The organism is Arthrobacter sp. Sr24, from assembly GCF_054511175.1.
Genome location: NZ_JBTNDB010000017.1, coordinates 30,837 through 46,910, shown reverse-complemented (window position 1 = coordinate 46,910; position 16,074 = coordinate 30,837). Strand labels below are relative to the sequence as shown.

Here is a 16,074-nt window from a genome sequence, read left to right as displayed (position 1 = left end):
TAGTGTGGGCGTAGGGCACGGCCCATCGAGGGCCTACATCCGAACAGCACGACACTGATTGCAACTGCCTGGGCTTCGACGCGTGGCTCTGTTCAGAATGAATGTGGCGCCAAGTCAACTTTAGCCGTGCCAATAAATAAGGCTATGTTCCTTGGAAGCTCGTCCTGGCCCAGACAAGCTTCTCCCAGCTAAGCATCACGGTCTCCCCCTTGGCCGTCACCGCCACCAATTGTCTGCCATCTTCAAGATCGTCACACGTCTTGCATCCAAGCGGCGGCTGCGGCCGGCTTTGCAGAAAATTTTCGTTTGGTCATGTCGTTTTGCCTTCCAATCACCATGGACAGGTGTGAAATGTTGCAAAGGAATCCACAGTCACAGCGATAACCATGAGTTGGTTGTCCCAGCACTCCCCTACCCGGGGCGGTGTGGACCATGACCGTGTCCATTGCCCGGCTCTCAGCTGACGCGGGTGTGAAGTACCTGCTGAAGACCACCGCCCATGGAGACATGAGCGTCAAGGATCTCACTGACTATTACACCAAGTCTGGTAATCCTCGCGGAATCTGGCTGGGTGCAGGCGTGGACGGCATTGGTGTCGAAGCCGGCGCCCCGGTCACAGATGCGGCCGCCAAGGCGGTTTTCGAGCAGGCCACCAATCCGGTCACCGGTGACGCGCTCGGGAGGCCTCACGGTCACCGTACTGTTGTCCATCCCGTCGGGCAGCCGGGGGCCGCCGCCACTGTTCGGGCGCCGGTCGCGGGTTTTGATCTGACGTTCAGCGTCCCGAAATCCGTTTCGGTGCTCTGGGCCCTGGGCAACCACGACGTCCAAGGCCGAGTGCTGGCCGCCCACCATCGAGCCGTGCAGGACACGCTCCAATGGTTGGAGACCAAAGCCATTCATACCCGGGCCGGTCACAACGGGGTGGCTCGCGTTCCCGTCAGGGGTGCCGTCGCTGCAGCGTTCGACCATTGGGAGTCCCGTGCCGGGGATCCGCAGCTCCACACCCATCTGGTCATCGCCAACCGCGTCCGACGGATCACCGATGGTGCCTGGACCAGCCTCGACGCCCGCACCCTCTATCAGGCCGTTGTTGCAGCCAGCGAGCATTACAACGGACTGCTCTTCGATGAACTCCAGCGTCAGCTCGGTACGGTGACAGAAGTGCGAGCACCTGCCGTGAAGAGTCACAACTTCATTCACGAGCTGGCGGGTATCGACCCAAAGCTGATCGCGGAGTTCTCCACACGGGCCAAATCCATAGAACTGGAGAAGGACCGTCTCGTTGCGACATGGATCCAGAACCACGGCCATGCCCCGTCGGATACGACCGTCATCAAGCTCCGCCAGCAGGCTACACTGGCCACCCGATCCCCCAAATCTGGCGAGCCAACCCCGCTCAGGATTCGCTTGCTCCAGTGGCGCGACAGGGCCGAACGACTCAGCAAATCCCCTGAGAGGATCGTGGCCGAAACCATCCACCGCTCACGCACAACACCCCTACGACGTGAAGACCTCATGACCGAATGGCTGAACGCCTCTGGCCAGCTCGTCCAGAGCCTGGTCGCCCAGAAACGATCCACTTGGAATCGCTGGAACCTCCTGGCCGAGGCCGAACGCGTCTGCGCGGAGATTCGCGTGGCCACAGCCGCAGACCGGGCGCGCATGATCGACGACGTCGCCACCGCCGCCGAGTCCTGCTCCGTTGCCTTGAACCACTGCAGATACTCAACCCCAGTTGCGGCCGGACCCGACGTTGCCAGCAACGACCGCACCGTCTTTGACCTCCCCGAAGGCCGGACTTTCTCCGACGTCAGGACCCTGTCCAATGAGGACGCCATCATGGCCGCGAGCACCTCCCCTGACGGGCCAGGGATGGACCCGTGGGATGCCATCGATGCACTGCGAGCCTCTCCCGAAGCCTCACTCCACAGCGATCAGCAGGACGCTGCCCTGCAAATACTATCCAGCCGGTACCGCGTCGATGCCATCACGGGCCCGGCCGGAACTGGCAAAACCAGCATCATGAAAACTCTCGCGGCCATCTGGCAACACGCCTTTGGCCAGGGCAGCGTCGTGGCGCTGGCACCCTCAGCGGTCTCGGCCGATGTCCTTGCCACAGCGCTGGGACTGTCCGCCGAAAACGTGGCCAAGTGGCTCCACGAAACCGTCGGCGTGGGCGCCGCGAACCGTGCGGAGCGTTACCTGGCCAGCGAACGAGTGCTCCGCAATCTGCACGTGGACGCAACGTCAGGTATGCGGCGCAAGCAGGAACGCGTCATACAGACACTCGCGTCGCTGGTAGCGGAACAGGGACGCTGGCAGTTGCACGCCAACCAACTCGTCATCGTCGATGAAGCCTCCATGGTGTCCACCTACCAGCTCGCCGCCCTGACTGATCAGGCCCAAGCGGCCGGGGCCAAAGTTCTACTGGTGGGTGACCCGGCCCAACTGGATTCCATCGACGCCGGCGGCATCCTCGGCTGGCTCGACCGCAGCGGGCATGCTGCACGATTGACCACCATTCACCGCTTCAGCCACGCTTGGGAGCGCGAAGCGTGCCTGCAATTGCGTAACGGCGACTTCGACGGCATCCACCACTACCAGCAGCACGGCCGTATCAAATCAGGCAACAACAGCGACATGGCCGATGCCGCCTACGCCGCGTGGAACCGCGACTTGGCTGCCGGGCGCAGCTCCATCCTCATCGCCCCGGACAACGACACCGTCAACACTCTGAACCAACGGGCCCAGGCCGATCTACGATCAGCCCGGATGGTTGATTTCACGCGGACCACAAAACTGAGTGACGGTTCACAAGCGGGACGTGGCGACGTTGTACTCGCCAGACAGAACAACCGGCACACCGTCGACAGTCGCGGCGACTACATCCGCAACGGCACCCTTTTGGTCATGACAAAACCACCGGACCGCTCTGGCAACGCCTGGTTCAGGCGCCAAGATACGGGCGCCAACGTGCGATTGGACGCCACTTATCTGTCCCTCTGCGCAGAGCTGGGCTATGCCACTACCGCCCACCGGGCCCAAGGCATCACCGTCGAGACCAGCCATTCATTGGTCAGTGAAGGCAGGCTTACCCGCGAGCTGTTCTACGTCAGCATGACTCGCGGCAGGAACGCCAACACCGCCTACGTGGTGGAACCCGAACCCGACGACGGCGAACGGCTTGACCCCACAGTTCTCCCCCACTGGCCCGAAATTCTAGGTCGGATTCTTGCCGCGGAAGGCGCCGAACGCACCGCTCACGAGACCAGGGAGCATCTGCTCGAGACCACCGACACCCTGGAACAAATCGCCGCCGAACACGACTACCTCACGCAAATCTTAGCCAGCGATCAACTTATCAATCTCCTCTCACGCCACGCCCCGAGCAGGGTTGCGGAACTTCAAGAATCACCTTCCTGGGGTCCTGCCGTGACCCTGTGGAAGCGACTGCTCAGCCACAACCGAATCTTGGCTGAACGCACAGTCCTGGGTGCGCTTACACCGTCGGGTCCAGTGAGGGATCAAACTGCAATCCTGCACAGCCGACTATCTGCAGCATTGGGCAAGGATCGCCATGCTGAGGGTCTGGTGCGCATCCACAGTGACCGCAAGGATATCGCTGCACTGCTCGACCAGGTCGAACACCGACTCTTGCAGCGCACCGCCGTCGTAGCCTCTCGTGCGCTCACCTTGGACCATCCATGGAAACAGGAACTTGTGCAACTGCTCCAAGCTGAGAACGACCCGAAGCCCACCCAGCGGGTGCTTCAAGACGTTGCCGTCTTCCGAGACAGATGGGGCGTCACCGATGAAACCCTGCCGCTCGGACCCCAACCCAGCTGGGAGGACATCGAAATGACCAACCACCGCCACCGCATCGAAGCGTTCATTGCAGGCGCCGGCCAGGCAACAGCAAACCCCGCCACGGATCACACAGGACCTGACGTGCCGCTGCGCGCCACTACGTCTGCGCAGTACCTTGGCATGGGAATGTAGCCCAATTCAAGGAAGAACAAGTGGATCAATGTGCCTTGGTCTCACGGACGTTTATTCCGGCTGGCGATAACCTCATGGCCTACGATGGCGGAGGAGCTGCCGCCCGAGTCTCACGCGTGGTTGCCCACGCTGAACTTTGCGGAATACATGCAAGGCGGGTCAAGGGCGCCAGTTCACCGCTCGCGTCGCAGTTGCAGCAGGATTTTAGGTAACACGCCGTGGAAATCCCACTTAATGGAAACAGTTACCGCTTAGATGGTCATATGGCATCTACAGGAAACCGCGGAGGCGGACGACGAAGCAAGGGCGACCGCCGGCTTGTTGGATCACGCATGCCAATCCCCGATGCTGAAAAGCTCTCGGCGGTGGCAGAAGCCCATGGCATGACGGTAAGCGACTACGTCGCGACACTGGTCAAGGCCCATCTCTCCACAGTCGAACTAGACCAAATTTCAAACCAGGGGGCCTTGCCTATCGCGAAGGCTTCTTAAAGCAGAAGGCCCGCACGAAGCGGGCCTTGACTGATAAAACTCTCTAGCTAGAAACCCGGACACCGGCAAGTTTCTCGGTTTCCAGCTAGTTCGACAACAGCGGCTTTGTCATGCCCGCTCTTGCTAAGGAATAGTTCCATCATACACGCACACGATTTTTTTGGTAAAGCTGCCTCGGGCGACACGGCTGCCGTGTCGGGCACGCCTTCAGTCCATGCTCAGGCCTGGGCTGCGCTGGCGCCGCTTATAGCGGGCTCTCCCGTCATGCGGTTTGCCACGCGTGAGGGAAAGTATCCTCGCCCTCGCTCCAATCCTCCGGCCATCACCCAGTTGCTACCAACGCGTGCTGCCGCGGTCATGGTCCATGGGGCGGATGGTTCGGTGCAGACATTGTGTTTGGACCTTGACACCTCCAAGGCTTTGCAGGCTGTGGTGGATGCTGACGCGGCCGCCCTCGGCGCTCTGCTTGATTCCTGTGGGTTGGCCTATGTTGCCGACCACTCCCCCAGCGGTGGCCGGCACATTTACGTCCCAGTGCAGGAACGCCTGGCAGCCGAGGATGCTCGTGAGCTCGTGGAAGCCCTTGCCACCCGTTTCCCCAGTCTTGACCCTGGCCCCCACCAGAACGTGACCGATGGCTGTATCCGCCCTCCTGGGTCCTGGCATAAGTCCATGACCGGCCACCAGATCTTGGACACGCCCCTTGCCGAGGCTTACGACGTGCTGCGTCGCCGTAACCCGGCCCCTGCTGTTGCAGCCTTGCGCCGGGCCTTGGCGGCGTCAATCCACCAGGTGCGTGCCCGCAAGACCGCAAGGTTGAAACCCGTCAGGACTGTGGCCACCGTTTCTGCAGTCAAAGCCGGTGCCTCCACGGAGAGCGCTTTGTTGCGTGGTTCGGTGTTGCGTCAGGTTGCCCGGACCGGGGTCTACGACGCGGCTAAGTACAAGAGTCCTTCCGAGGCTCGCATGGCTGTGCTGAATCACCTGTGTGCTTGGCAGGTGAGCCTTCCCGAGATTCAGGCACGTCTCAGCGGTGACTTCGCCGGACTCGGGGCCTTGTATGGGAGCAGTGCCCGTCAAGAAGCACTGCTTGGGAAGGAATGGGAGAACGCGGCCAGCTGGGTTGCCCAGAAAAACGACGCCCCTAAAGCAGGTAAGAGCTATAGCAATAAATACGACACAGAGCCGTCTTTAACCCACAGCGGGGGGGCTGGGAATTTTCGTTCCAGCGTTTCTGTCCAGGCTGAGATCAATGATCTTGAAAATGTTCTGTACTCTCTCCTTGACCAACGTCTGGCCCGAACTGGTCGTGAAGGAATCATGCTTCGGTTCCTTTTTCGGGCGATTCTGGGCTTTGCCCGGGCCAAGGGGACATTGCTGATCGATGTCGGCTGCCGGTCCTTTGCCAGGGAGATGGGCGCACACCACGGCACTATCGCACGCCTGCTCCCCCGCCTGGTCAAGCACTCTGGTGGGATGCTGTCCAAGATCGAGGACGCCCGCGGGAAATGGGCCGACAGCTACGTCCTAGGGCTGCCGAAACAATTCGAGGATGTTGCTAAAGCCACCGCCTGGCGCAAAGGCAAGATCCACGGGATTCGCACGGTCTTTAGGGCTCTGGGGGCGCCCTCAGCCCTGGTCTACGAGGCAGTGGAAAGGGGGCGCCACTCCCCCACGACCGCTGACATTGTGCGGGCCACCGGGTTGAGTCGGCCTACGGTCGCCAAAGAGCTCACCATCTTGGCGGAATTGTCCATGGTCGAACGCCGTCATGGACAGTGGCAGATCATTCACACCACCAATCTAGGAAAAATTGCCGAATGGTTGGGTGTCCAGGAAGACTACGAGCGGCAAAGTGCCCTCATCAGGGAACAGCGCCGGCAATGGCACGCCTACCTCGAACGCTTCACCGAACCAGTGATTCGCGAGGAAGACCTCTACGACCAGGAACAAAGCGAATGGGACCCGTGGATCCCCTACGACAACGACCAATCCGCCTTGCAACGCTTCCTGCAAGCCACCTAACCCGTGACTTATGAACATGTCCAAGCAGAAGACCAGCGCGGCACCCACAGCCAGACTAAAGGGCCTGGTTGGTGCGAGAAGTTCGCGGCGGACTACGTGGCGGTTAGGCAGCATCGTCACCGTTCAAACATTGGCCCCCAAACCACCCAGGCACGAAGTCAGGACTTCATGCCGGCGCCAAGTTGTGTCCGCAATCCCCTGTGCCGAGCAATGTATCTAATGTATCCATAGTTATTTATGGATACATTAAAAACGCCGCGTCAATGGGGGGCGTGAATATCCACTAGAGCCCTTGGATTGTCTCACCTCATCGGATATAATGGAGCTATTAGATACGTTGGACACGATGGATACAATTTGTTTGAGTATCTAATATATCCATCGAAACCTATGGATATATTAGATACTGTCACTTGTCATGAGATGACGCATCAACTCGGGCGTGGATATCCACTAGAGCCATTGGATTGGCTCGTTCCATTGGATATAATGGATAGATTAGATAGATTGGATACACAATGACAGCGCATATCAAGGCCCTCATTAACCAAAAAGGTGGGGTGGGTAAGACAAGTTGCACCATCAACTACGCCAGGGTTGCCGTGAATGCTGGCATGAGGGTTTTGGTGATTGACGCTGACCCTCAGGGGAACCTGAGTGGGATTTTGGCGGCAGAAGAAGTGCTCGCTGATCAACTGAGTTTCGCAGATGTACTGGTGGGGGAGAAGCTTGCCGAGGCGAAAGTTGCCGGCATTTGGCCGAACCTGGATGTACTCCCAGGGAATCAGAACACGTCGAAGGCTACCCAACAGCTCCACACAGAGCATGGGCGTGAATACCGACTCAAAGAAGCATTAACCGCCGTCCAGGACGACTACGACCTAGTGCTTATTGACTGCGCACCGAGCCTGGATCTGCACACCGTCAATGCGCTTACAGCAGCGGATCAAGCGGTTGTGATCACCCAGCCCGGCAAATTCTCACTAGATGGCCTCAGTGAGTTGCACAAGAGCTTTGACAGCGTGCAGAAGTACTACAACCCTCTCTTGACGGTTGCCGGTATCACGGTCAACGGAATCAGGAACACCATCAGCCACCGCTCTTGGATCAGCGAGCTTGAAGATGCCTCACCATGGCTAATCCTCACCCCGTACATTCCACTGTGGAGTGTCATTCAGGATGCCCAGGAAGCCGGCTATGGCCTCGATGAGTGGAAGTCAGATGCTGAAAGGGCGCGAGAGGCATACGAGATCTATGCCCGCCACTTCGTAGATATTGAAGGTCTGGACCTCCGTGGGCACCTCAGTGCGATCTTCCCGAACCATGACTACTCACAGATGAAGGAGAAATAGGCGCAATGGCACAACGACCAGCACCCAAGAAGAGCAATTTTGGGGCATCTCACCCCATCGAGCATGTCGAATCGCAGGTTGCGACGCAGCCTGAATTGCAGGCTGTGCCCGCTAGGCAAGCGCCCGTACCGGCGAACCCCAGCCAGATTGTTGTGGTCGCCGGTGAAGTGCCTGGAGCGAAGAAGAAGCCAGGACCGGTCCCGCAAGGGCGTAACAAGTCCAAGGCCGCATTGTTCACCGACGAAGAGGTCATTGACCGCCTACGTGCCGCCTGGTTCCATACGCCCACCATGTCGGGAGAGCGGGAAGCCTCATTCTCCGACTTCCTCCTGGAGGCTGCGCTTGTGCGCGCCAGGGAACGTGAAGAGAAGTACAACAAGGGTGCAGAGTTTCCCCCGGTCAAGGCGGGAAAGATCGGCGCCGGGCGGAAGGGGTAACTTCTCGAATAATGCGTACAGATCCAATGTATCCATTAGATCTACTGGATATAGAAGCTGTGGCCCAAGCCGTCACTGCTGGCAGCTCGTTGCTAGTTCATAACCCTCGACAGCAGATACCTGATGTACACAAAGATTCTCATACCGTAAGTGAGTATGAATTCTCCCGTGATTCTCGGTGGGCCGGACAATGAGGTGCTTTCCCAGGAAGTCAAGAGCAGGGGATGGGTGCCATGGCACAGCCAAGAAGTACGGGCGGGGGAGTATCGGCCTGAGCCGGGCCGGTGGCCAGAGTGGGCCGGACTGGTCCATGAAGCGCGACATGCTTTCACCGCGCTACACGGGGTCCGGGGAAGATCTCTACGGAAATTCACGCTAAGGACGTTCTGGGGTGGATTGTGAAAAAGTGGAATATCCGACGTGAGCGCAGTTTTCCGCCAGAATTCTGTAGCCGTTGTCCAGTAATCTGTCAGGCCTTCGCAGGCGTTGGCTCTAGCAAAGCCCGGAGGCCGTTACATTGGCGCGTACACGGCAAGCGTTACAAAATTGGCCGCGGAAATCCGCGGACCACTTAACCGGAGGATGCTTGCCTCGCGAACGTATCGTTGACGGATGTACCTAGGCTTAGCGTCGAATATTCAACGAATTCACCCACCGGGACTCGTGCCGATTCGTTAGCGTCCATGCCAGTCCTCCCGTCCCACCCGATGAATCAGGTCGGCTGGGAACCATTCCGTGTGGTGGTTGCCGGCATCGTCGTTCCAGTCTATGAGGCCGTACGAGCGAGTGTAGGCGACCGCTTTTCCGTACATTTTATTTACCTTCACCAGGGGCGTGTTCCAGAGGGGGAAACGCTGAGTGGGCCCGTCGGAGGGTTTGGGGTGACGCCCCTCGGCATCGATGATGGCCATGAGCATCGCGTTTGAATCAGGATCGAACTTGTTCACTGGTACAGTATGCTCTGATGGTCTGACATAGAACATAGTTACTGGCCGGACTATCCTTGAATCATGCTCATTACAGCCATGCTGGAAACCATCGAGACTGCAGCTATCGAAACAACTACCGTCGAATGCCAGGGCTACGCCCAGGGCTTCGCCCAGCTACGGAGAACCCTGCCCGCAGGAACCCGAATCCTCCACGTGCGCGTAGACCGGTAGAAGCGATGGGCGCGATGGTGGTAGGCGGATCGACCACTGGGAATAGTGTGTAAGTTCAATGCGGGTGGTGTGAAAGAAAAAGCCCGGACGGATCGATCGATGACGAGGCATTCTTGCCGCGACGTACTGGGGTGAGCACTCATGCTTCCACAGATCTGTTTCATCGCTTATCGTGGGGCTCACGGTGGTGGGATGGGAGACTTCACGGCACCCTGAGTGGGAGATCATGTATGCCGCTGGTCTGACCGTGCGCGAAATTGCTGACCGTGTGGGTTGGGCACGGTCGACCGTGCAGCGGCACCTGCAAGTCCGAGAAAGCCACCTCCCTGGATTGCGGGCAACCCATGAAGCGGCACGGGCGAAACGCCCGCCCGGGTGGCAACGACATGCAAAGCAAGAGCAACAGCGGGCCGATGACGACACAAGGGCTGGCGCTGGCTCGGGGTAGGTGCTCAAGGGCTCATCTGGGGGGAGTGGCGGGGTTCTTTGTCCAGACCAGGCATGTCAGGTCATCGACACGGTGGGTTGAATCCAGAGCGCCAGGGGATCTGCGTCTGGGTGCTATCCGTTCTTACCCCACAGTTACCAAGCGTCGCGCACGGCAGAAACGCCACCGAAAACAGCGGGGAATTACTGGTCAAGTTCGTTGAATTGTAGGGCTAAAACACCTGTTTATTCATATGAATGAAGAGTATAATTGGAGGTATACAGCAGCACAGACGAACGAAACTTTTGACCATACGAAACCAGGTACTGACCATGCTGAGAATCACCCTCTATTCAAAGCCCGGATGCTTCGGATGCCGCAAAACGGTAGAGAAGTTCACCGCTCTCGGAGTCCCTTTCCAGGAAGTCGACCTGACGAGCACGCCGGCCGCGCTGGAGTACGTCAGCGAAGAGCTCGGCTACTCCCAGGCGCCCGTGGTTGTGGTGGATGATCACTTCCACTGGGCCGGCCTCCGTCCGGACTGCATAGAACAGGTGGCCGCCCTGCACGCCTCCACCATGGCTGGGGCAACCGGCACGGGCGAGTAGGGCAGTGGCATGGATGAGGAAGAGCTGGTTGAATTCATTCTCCGCGACCCGTTGGCCTGGCGGATCTGGATGAACGGCTACGAACTGGGTTTGGGACATGGGCATCAGGACGAACGGGACGGCATGGAAGCAATGGCCGATCTGGTCGCCCGAAGGAAGATCATCCTTGAACACTGCCAAGAACATATCGTCACAGAGCGGGTCAACACGATGACCATGGCCGAGGTCCGCCGGGCCAGGAACAACACCCGTATCGGCAGCTATAAGGGCGGGCCAGTTCTCTGGGAGACGAAAGACCATGAGTAAGAAGAAGCCCTCATCCTTCGCCCCCTACTTCACCACGACGGATGCGGATCAGGTCCGGGCAGCCTTCCTGGCTACCGGCACCGTTGAGGGTTATGCCTCGATCTCCGAGCTGATCGAGACAGCCACCTTGAAGGAAGTTCGGCGGCTCCAGCGCAAACACAACAACGCCCGCCCCTGGGACGGGGCCGGGCCAGGAAGCCTGCGTCCGGGACAACGCACCCGAGCCGAACAAACCATAGAACACCCCGACACAACATGAATATCGAACGGGCACGTCTACGCGACGCCCCGGCCCTGGCGTGGATTGCTGCCCAAGCCTTCGCCGCCGAATCCACCCGACGCGGTGTCCGGTGCCGTGCCCGAGGCTTGTACCTGAGGCACCTGTACTCCCTGAACCTGTTGGCCTGTGGGGGACGGCTGTGGCATTGGGAGAAGAAAGCGATCATCGCCATCGAGAGCAAGAAGCCGCCGGCCCGGGGGAGGTGGCTCGCACCCGCCGGGGCCTGCGCTGCGGTCATCATTGGACTCTTGGGATGGATTTCCATCGCTGACCGCCAAGGGCTGCAGATCCTCCTGGCCATCATGAAAGCCGGCGGGGCATTCCTGCTCATCGTCATTATGCTGTTGTTGCCCGCCGTCATCCCCGCACTCAGGGAACTGCACCCCCAACGCTCAGCCCAGAACGCGAACGCCATCCGGCAATGGAAAAAAGTGCTGCCTGGGCGGGAGGCCTACAAAATCTCCTACCTCGCCATGTACCCACACACCATGGAAGGCCTCACCTTCGCCACGACGGCCATAAATCACGTCGTTCCGGCAGGTGCAGCCCTCTGCACCGAAGCACGCAGCGACAGACACCAGAGGATGTACACCCACCGAGGCCTCCGGGTGCTGTCCACCAAGGACGGCACACCCACTCTGGCCATGGGAACTCACTAATCAAACAGCAAACAGTCATCCGATGAAGGCGCTGTCTCATCGGAATGCAGCCACTGCCGCCTGAATGAGCCAGAGGCCGCCATTAGTGGCTGCCCCGGCGAGAATGCCCAGCCAAGCGGCACCTGGCGCCAACGAGCTAACCCCGGCACGACGGAGAATAAGGATTTCTCAGAATAAAATGGGGAGAGGTGGTGATTGAGTAGTAATCGTAGTAGGATTACTACTACGATTACTACTATAGAAGAATGCCATGTCTGAGTCGTCCATCAAGGATCGTGTTTACTCCGCCGCCGAGCGCCTCAGCGCCGACCGCAACCCCACCGTCGCCACGGTGCGCGAAGCCGCCAGCGTGTCCAACGCCGATGCAACCCGCTACCTGAAGGAATGGCGTGCCGAACGCGACAGCGCCGGCTCGAAGATTGCCGCCACTCCACCCACCATCACCGAGCAAGCTCTGCGCCTTGCCGGCACCGTCTGGGAAGAAGCCGTCCGCACCGCCACGGCAGAGCATGCCATCATCGAAAAAGCCTGGCGGGACGAGAAAGCCCACAAGGACCGCGAAATTAACGAACTTGCCGCCGACCTCGACACCGCGGCCCGCACCCACCAGGAAACCGTCAAGGAATTAAAAACCCAGGTGGAGGAAAGTAACCAGGCAGCACGAGAGAACGATGCGGCAGCAGCCGAGGCCCGCGAACAACTCGCACTCGCTGCCAGGAAACACGCCGAAGACATGGCAGAGCTCAAAAGCCAGTTGGCTGAAGCCCGCGCCACCATCACCACCCTGCAAAAAACCCAGGATGCCCTCATCGCCCGCATCCAGCCGGCCCAAAAGCAGAAGCCCACACCGCCAGAGTGAATGAAAAGAAGGGCTAAGGCGACTAGGGATGCCTGACCCACGGATCGCTACGCCGTTCTCCTGCCTCTGATAGGGAATACAGGCAGTCGCGGTTAGCCCTGTGGTGTTGGGTCTTGGGCCAGATCTAGGGCCGTGGCCAGATCATTTTCACTGGGGAGGGCCGCTTGTTCCCGGGCAGGAAGTGTCTGGTAGGTGTAGGTCGAGACGGCCATGGGGGAGCCGGCCTGGTTCAGGGCATAGCGGACGGTGTGGTCCTTGCGGCTGCCGCAGACCAGTATCCCTACCGTGGGGGCGTGGCCTTCTCGGCGGAGCCTGTCTTCGACCAAGGCGATGTAGAACTGTAGTTGCCCGATATGGTCCGGCTTGAATTTGCCAGTTTTGAGTTCGATCACCACATAGCGCAGCTGCTCGACGTGGAAGAACAGAAGATCGAGGTAGAAGTCATCGCCGTCGACGTCGAAATGCACCTGCCTGCCGACAAAGGCAAAGCCGGGCCCGAGCTCGCGCAGCGTCTCGACCATGCGGTCCATGAGCCTCTGCTCCAAATCGCGTTCGGCGACTTCGCCCGAGAGGCCGAGGAATTCAAAATTGTAGGGGTCCTTAGCGATCTGCTGGGCCAGCTCGGAATCGGGCGCAACGAGCCGTTGTGCAAAGTTTGACGGCGCTGCACCGGAGCGTTCAAGGGTTTTGTTCATGATCATGTTCATGAGCACGTTGCGGGACCAGCCGTGTTCGACCGCTGCCGCCGCGTACCAGTCGCGCGCGGCATGGTCGAGTTTTTTGTCCAACAGAACGGTGATGTGGCCCCATGGCAATTGTCCAACGGCCTGTTGGACAATTGGTTCTGGCCATGCGGCAGCGAACCCGCGCATGTAGAACAGGTTGGAACGGGACAAGCCCTTCATGTCCGGGAAGCCCGTGCGTAGATCCTGTGCCAGCCGGCCAATGACGCCGCTGCCCCATTCATCCTGATCTTGGCGGCTGAGTATCTCCTTGCCGATAGACCAGTACAAGTCGATCAGCTGGGTATTGACGGTTCTGCGGACCTGTGTTTGAGCTGACCGTATCCGCTCCTTGAGCGCATCGAGGAACGTGCCGTAATTATCAGGAACGGCAAGGTCGCCGGGGCTATTCATAGGAATCATCCTATCGAGCAGGAGGTGATGGAGATGGACAAGCGTCCCATGGGACCTGGTATGAGTCCAGCAACATGGACTGCCTCAAGGAGGACTTCAAAAACGACCGATCATGAGACGGCGGCAGCGATCTCGGATTGTGGCCTTCACCCCTTGGTGGCCGCATTCTGTAATCGTTCGGTGCCGTGCCCTCAGGCCTACACCGTCTTGCATGGCATAGGTTTTGAGGCATCGAGGATATGAGACAGGAAGGAGCCACCGATGTACTCGGCTGACCCTTCCTACGACACGTTTGGGTCGCACTCCGTCGAGGCTTCCCCGGCATCTCGAGCAAGTGATTCTTGAACCGTTTCCCATTCTTTTTTCGGCAACGGCGTGGTCAGCAGGTGCATCTTCGTCCAGATGACTGAATACTTCCTGTCGAACTCATCTCTCCACTCGCCATGGTCCTTTAATATACGACTCTCCCAGCCGTCGAGTTTTTGCCCAAGATCCCAAGGCAACAAGAGGAGTCTGCACATCTTGTCAGCGAGCACAGATATGTCGGTGCAATACTTCAAGAGGTCCAGATGCAGTCCGAAGACGAGCCGCACACGGTAGGTCGCCGAGGACATCTCCTTATTCGCTGCATTCACCCTGGCATCCCAAGCAGCCTTATTGTCCCCCCGGCTCTCGCTGAAGCCCCAGAGATCCCGCACCGCCATCACCTCTTCAAAGGCGTCCTGCAAACGAACCATAGCGTCAAGACGCTTGTCCCGCAGCCAGCCCATATATGCCGCTTCAGAGGTTTGGTCCAGCGCTGCGCGCTGGAAGTCTAGTTGTTGCTTTTGGAGATTGGCTTGATGTAGATTGACTCTTCTTCCTTGCCAAAGTTGCAGCGCTACGTTGCCAAGCAACGCCAGCATCGAAGCCGATGCCGCAATCCAAGCCGCCCAAACTGGACCTTCCATCCCACACCCCAAACTGTAGGACTGTAAAGAGTCCCTGACCTGAAAGGCCGAGAATCCGGCCAAGAGCTGAAGCCATTGGCCACTGCTTCCCACCGTACCGCGTGAATGAGATCAGAGCGTGGCTGAAGCTCTCAGAGATAGCTGTTACTGGTCTTCCCGGGGAAGATGCCCTGCAAATTCGAGTATGGAAACGCGCCGAGAGAGCAACAGAAGCATCTTGACTGCAACACGCCTAGCGTCGCATAACTCATGGGTTTCGAGACACTTAGATTACGAGACACCCAGCCGGATCAGAAGAACTGGTCAGCCGTCCGTACGGAGACCCTCTGCGGACGGGAAAATACGGGCATGACCAAGGCGTCGGAGCTGATCGGCTCGGGATGCCGGGCTTTCAGTCGACGTGGTATTCCTTCGACTGTTCCTCACCATCGCCTCTCCAAGTAATGCGGAGAATGCTCTCGCCGCCACCGTAGGTGTAGAAGGTATCGATACGCCGTGTTTGCCCGTGATGGACGATCGTCGACTCTTCAGAATTACCCAGATGCATCGACGTGTGCTGTCCGACCGATGCAAACATCACCCCTTCAGCGTCCTGCGTTCCCGTGTTCGTCACCTCGATCCAATGGCGCGTCTTATTCTTCGGCTTGCCTTTGCTGTCGTAGGTCACTTCCCTTTCCTGCTTGGGCTGTACGAGGAAGTCAATCTTCTTCGATTCGACTACCGGCGGCTGGCTCGCTGGAGTGACCTGTGCGATGTCGTGCTCAATGGCTTTCCACACTTCGTGTTCTAGCTGACTGACGTTGCTGTACTCACCGAGCAGCCCCTTGGACTCCATGTCTGCGCGGAAGGCGCGAAGGGCTTCAAGCTGCTTAATATCCACGTCCTGAGGCAGGCCAGCCGACGAAAAGTATAGATGTACCGGTTTAGCCGCATCGAGAGCTCGGTTAATTTCCTCAGCTGTGCCTGAAATCGCATCGGGAGTAGCCGAACCCAGCCGCCCTGCGAACATCGCAAACACGATGTCTGAGCTGTCCACCCCTTGAGCGTTGATAAGACGTTGCGGGTGGGAACCTAGCATCGGAACCGCGGATGTCTCCCACCGCCACGGTTGAAGAATAATCCCTTTCTTCTCGGCGTTGGCATCGTTCCAGCTGTAGATAGCACGCTCAACAGCGTCTCTGGCTTCTTGTACGTCCGAGGGTGATGCAATCATCACGCGCAGAACTGTTGCGGAATAGCTCATGACCAGACTCTACGTCCCCGGCACTGTGTTGATCGGGACCTCATGCTGTGTCAACAGCCGATCCTTCACCGGGCAGAGGAACTCGGCGTCGTTGTCCGTGCTGAGGCCCAGTGGGCGCCCCACCAAACAAGAACATCGG

General features: G+C 58.8%; 17 protein-coding genes and 1 pseudogene. 14 read left to right on the top strand and 4 right to left on the bottom strand.

The window, feature by feature from the left end; all coding sequences use genetic code 11:
* Positions 1-432: 432 nt before the first annotated feature.
* The 7 genes and pseudogenes from mobF to ACX80D_RS11940 all read left to right on the top strand — a co-directional run.
* A complete protein-coding gene (gene mobF, locus ACX80D_RS11970; protein WP_459322881.1) occupies positions 433-4,002 on the top strand; it encodes a MobF family relaxase in 3,570 nt (1,189 codons plus the stop codon).
* A gap of 20 nt (positions 4,003-4,022) precedes the next feature.
* The gene (locus tag ACX80D_RS11965) at positions 4,023-4,214 is read left to right on the top strand and encodes a hypothetical protein (RefSeq protein ID WP_459322880.1); all 192 of its coding nucleotides are present in this window, start codon (positions 4,023-4,025) and stop codon (positions 4,212-4,214) included.
* Between the two features lie 120 nt (positions 4,215-4,334).
* A complete protein-coding gene (locus tag ACX80D_RS11960) occupies positions 4,335-4,493 on the top strand; it encodes a hypothetical protein (RefSeq protein WP_459322879.1) in 159 nt (52 codons plus the stop codon).
* A 264-nt stretch (positions 4,494-4,757) separates the two neighbouring features.
* Positions 4,758-6,518 (top strand): ArsR/SmtB family transcription factor, encoded by a 1,761-nt coding sequence (locus tag ACX80D_RS11955; protein WP_459322878.1) that lies wholly within the window; start codon positions 4,758-4,760, stop codon positions 6,516-6,518.
* Between the two features lie 518 nt (positions 6,519-7,036).
* Positions 7,037-7,870: a ParA family protein gene (locus ACX80D_RS11950; RefSeq protein WP_459322877.1), complete on the top strand. Its 834-nt coding sequence runs from the start codon at positions 7,037-7,039 to the stop codon at positions 7,868-7,870.
* 5 nt (positions 7,871-7,875) lie between these two features.
* Complete coding sequence (locus tag ACX80D_RS11945) at positions 7,876-8,307, top strand: hypothetical protein (RefSeq protein ID WP_459322875.1); 432 nt, start codon at positions 7,876-7,878, stop codon at positions 8,305-8,307.
* A gap of 241 nt (positions 8,308-8,548) precedes the next feature.
* Positions 8,549-8,686 (top strand): annotated as a pseudogene (locus ACX80D_RS11940) (DUF4113 domain-containing protein); the annotation flags it as partial.
* A gap of 295 nt (positions 8,687-8,981) precedes the next feature.
* Here the strand turns inward: ACX80D_RS11940 and ACX80D_RS11935 are convergent.
* Positions 8,982-9,254, bottom strand: a complete 273-nt coding sequence (locus ACX80D_RS11935; RefSeq protein ID WP_459322874.1) for a hypothetical protein — start codon at positions 9,252-9,254, stop codon at positions 8,982-8,984.
* Between the two features lie 63 nt (positions 9,255-9,317).
* On the opposite strand from ACX80D_RS11935, the gene ACX80D_RS11930 reads away from it, so the two are divergent.
* The 7 genes from ACX80D_RS11930 to ACX80D_RS11900 all read left to right on the top strand — a co-directional run bounded on the left by ACX80D_RS11930 (position 9,318) and on the right by ACX80D_RS11900 (position 12,606).
* Positions 9,318-9,467 carry a hypothetical protein gene (locus ACX80D_RS11930; RefSeq protein ID WP_459322872.1) on the top strand — a complete coding sequence of 50 codons (150 nt, stop codon included), beginning with the start codon at positions 9,318-9,320 and terminating at the stop codon, positions 9,465-9,467.
* A 226-nt stretch (positions 9,468-9,693) separates the two neighbouring features.
* On the top strand, positions 9,694-9,915 hold the full coding sequence (locus tag ACX80D_RS11925) for a helix-turn-helix domain-containing protein (RefSeq protein WP_459322922.1): 222 nt from the start codon (positions 9,694-9,696) through the stop codon (positions 9,913-9,915).
* A gap of 311 nt (positions 9,916-10,226) precedes the next feature.
* Positions 10,227-10,502 carry a glutaredoxin family protein gene (locus tag ACX80D_RS11920; protein WP_459322871.1) on the top strand — a complete coding sequence of 92 codons (276 nt, stop codon included), beginning with the start codon at positions 10,227-10,229 and terminating at the stop codon, positions 10,500-10,502.
* A gap of 9 nt (positions 10,503-10,511) precedes the next feature.
* Positions 10,512-10,808 (top strand): hypothetical protein, encoded by a 297-nt coding sequence (locus ACX80D_RS11915; protein WP_459322870.1) that lies wholly within the window; start codon positions 10,512-10,514, stop codon positions 10,806-10,808.
* Complete coding sequence (locus ACX80D_RS11910) at positions 10,801-11,067, top strand: ParB family protein (RefSeq protein ID WP_459322869.1); 267 nt, start codon at positions 10,801-10,803, stop codon at positions 11,065-11,067. Before ACX80D_RS11915 ends, ACX80D_RS11910 begins: the two co-directional genes overlap by 8 nt.
* On the top strand, positions 11,064-11,747 hold the full coding sequence (locus ACX80D_RS11905; RefSeq protein ID WP_459322867.1) for a hypothetical protein: 684 nt from the start codon (positions 11,064-11,066) through the stop codon (positions 11,745-11,747). The genes ACX80D_RS11910 and ACX80D_RS11905 overlap by 4 nt, the downstream gene beginning before the upstream one ends.
* A gap of 250 nt (positions 11,748-11,997) precedes the next feature.
* Positions 11,998-12,606, top strand: coding sequence for a DNA-binding protein (locus ACX80D_RS11900; RefSeq protein WP_459322866.1), 609 nt, complete (start codon positions 11,998-12,000; stop codon positions 12,604-12,606).
* A gap of 92 nt (positions 12,607-12,698) precedes the next feature.
* Here ACX80D_RS11900 and ACX80D_RS11895 read toward each other — a convergent pair whose 3' ends face one another.
* The 3 genes from ACX80D_RS11895 to ACX80D_RS11885 all read right to left on the bottom strand — a co-directional run bounded on the left by ACX80D_RS11895 (position 12,699) and on the right by ACX80D_RS11885 (position 15,935).
* Positions 12,699-13,742: a PDDEXK nuclease domain-containing protein gene (locus ACX80D_RS11895; RefSeq protein WP_459322864.1), complete on the bottom strand. Its 1,044-nt coding sequence runs from the start codon at positions 13,740-13,742 to the stop codon at positions 12,699-12,701.
* Positions 13,743-14,023: 281 nt separating this feature from the next.
* Positions 14,024-14,692 (bottom strand): hypothetical protein, encoded by a 669-nt coding sequence (locus tag ACX80D_RS11890; protein ID WP_459322863.1) that lies wholly within the window; start codon positions 14,690-14,692, stop codon positions 14,024-14,026.
* Positions 14,693-15,083: 391 nt separating this feature from the next.
* Entirely contained in the window at positions 15,084-15,935 is an 852-nt protein-coding gene (locus ACX80D_RS11885) for a DUF4062 domain-containing protein (protein WP_459322862.1), read from the bottom strand.
* Positions 15,936-16,074: the final 139 nt, after the last annotated feature.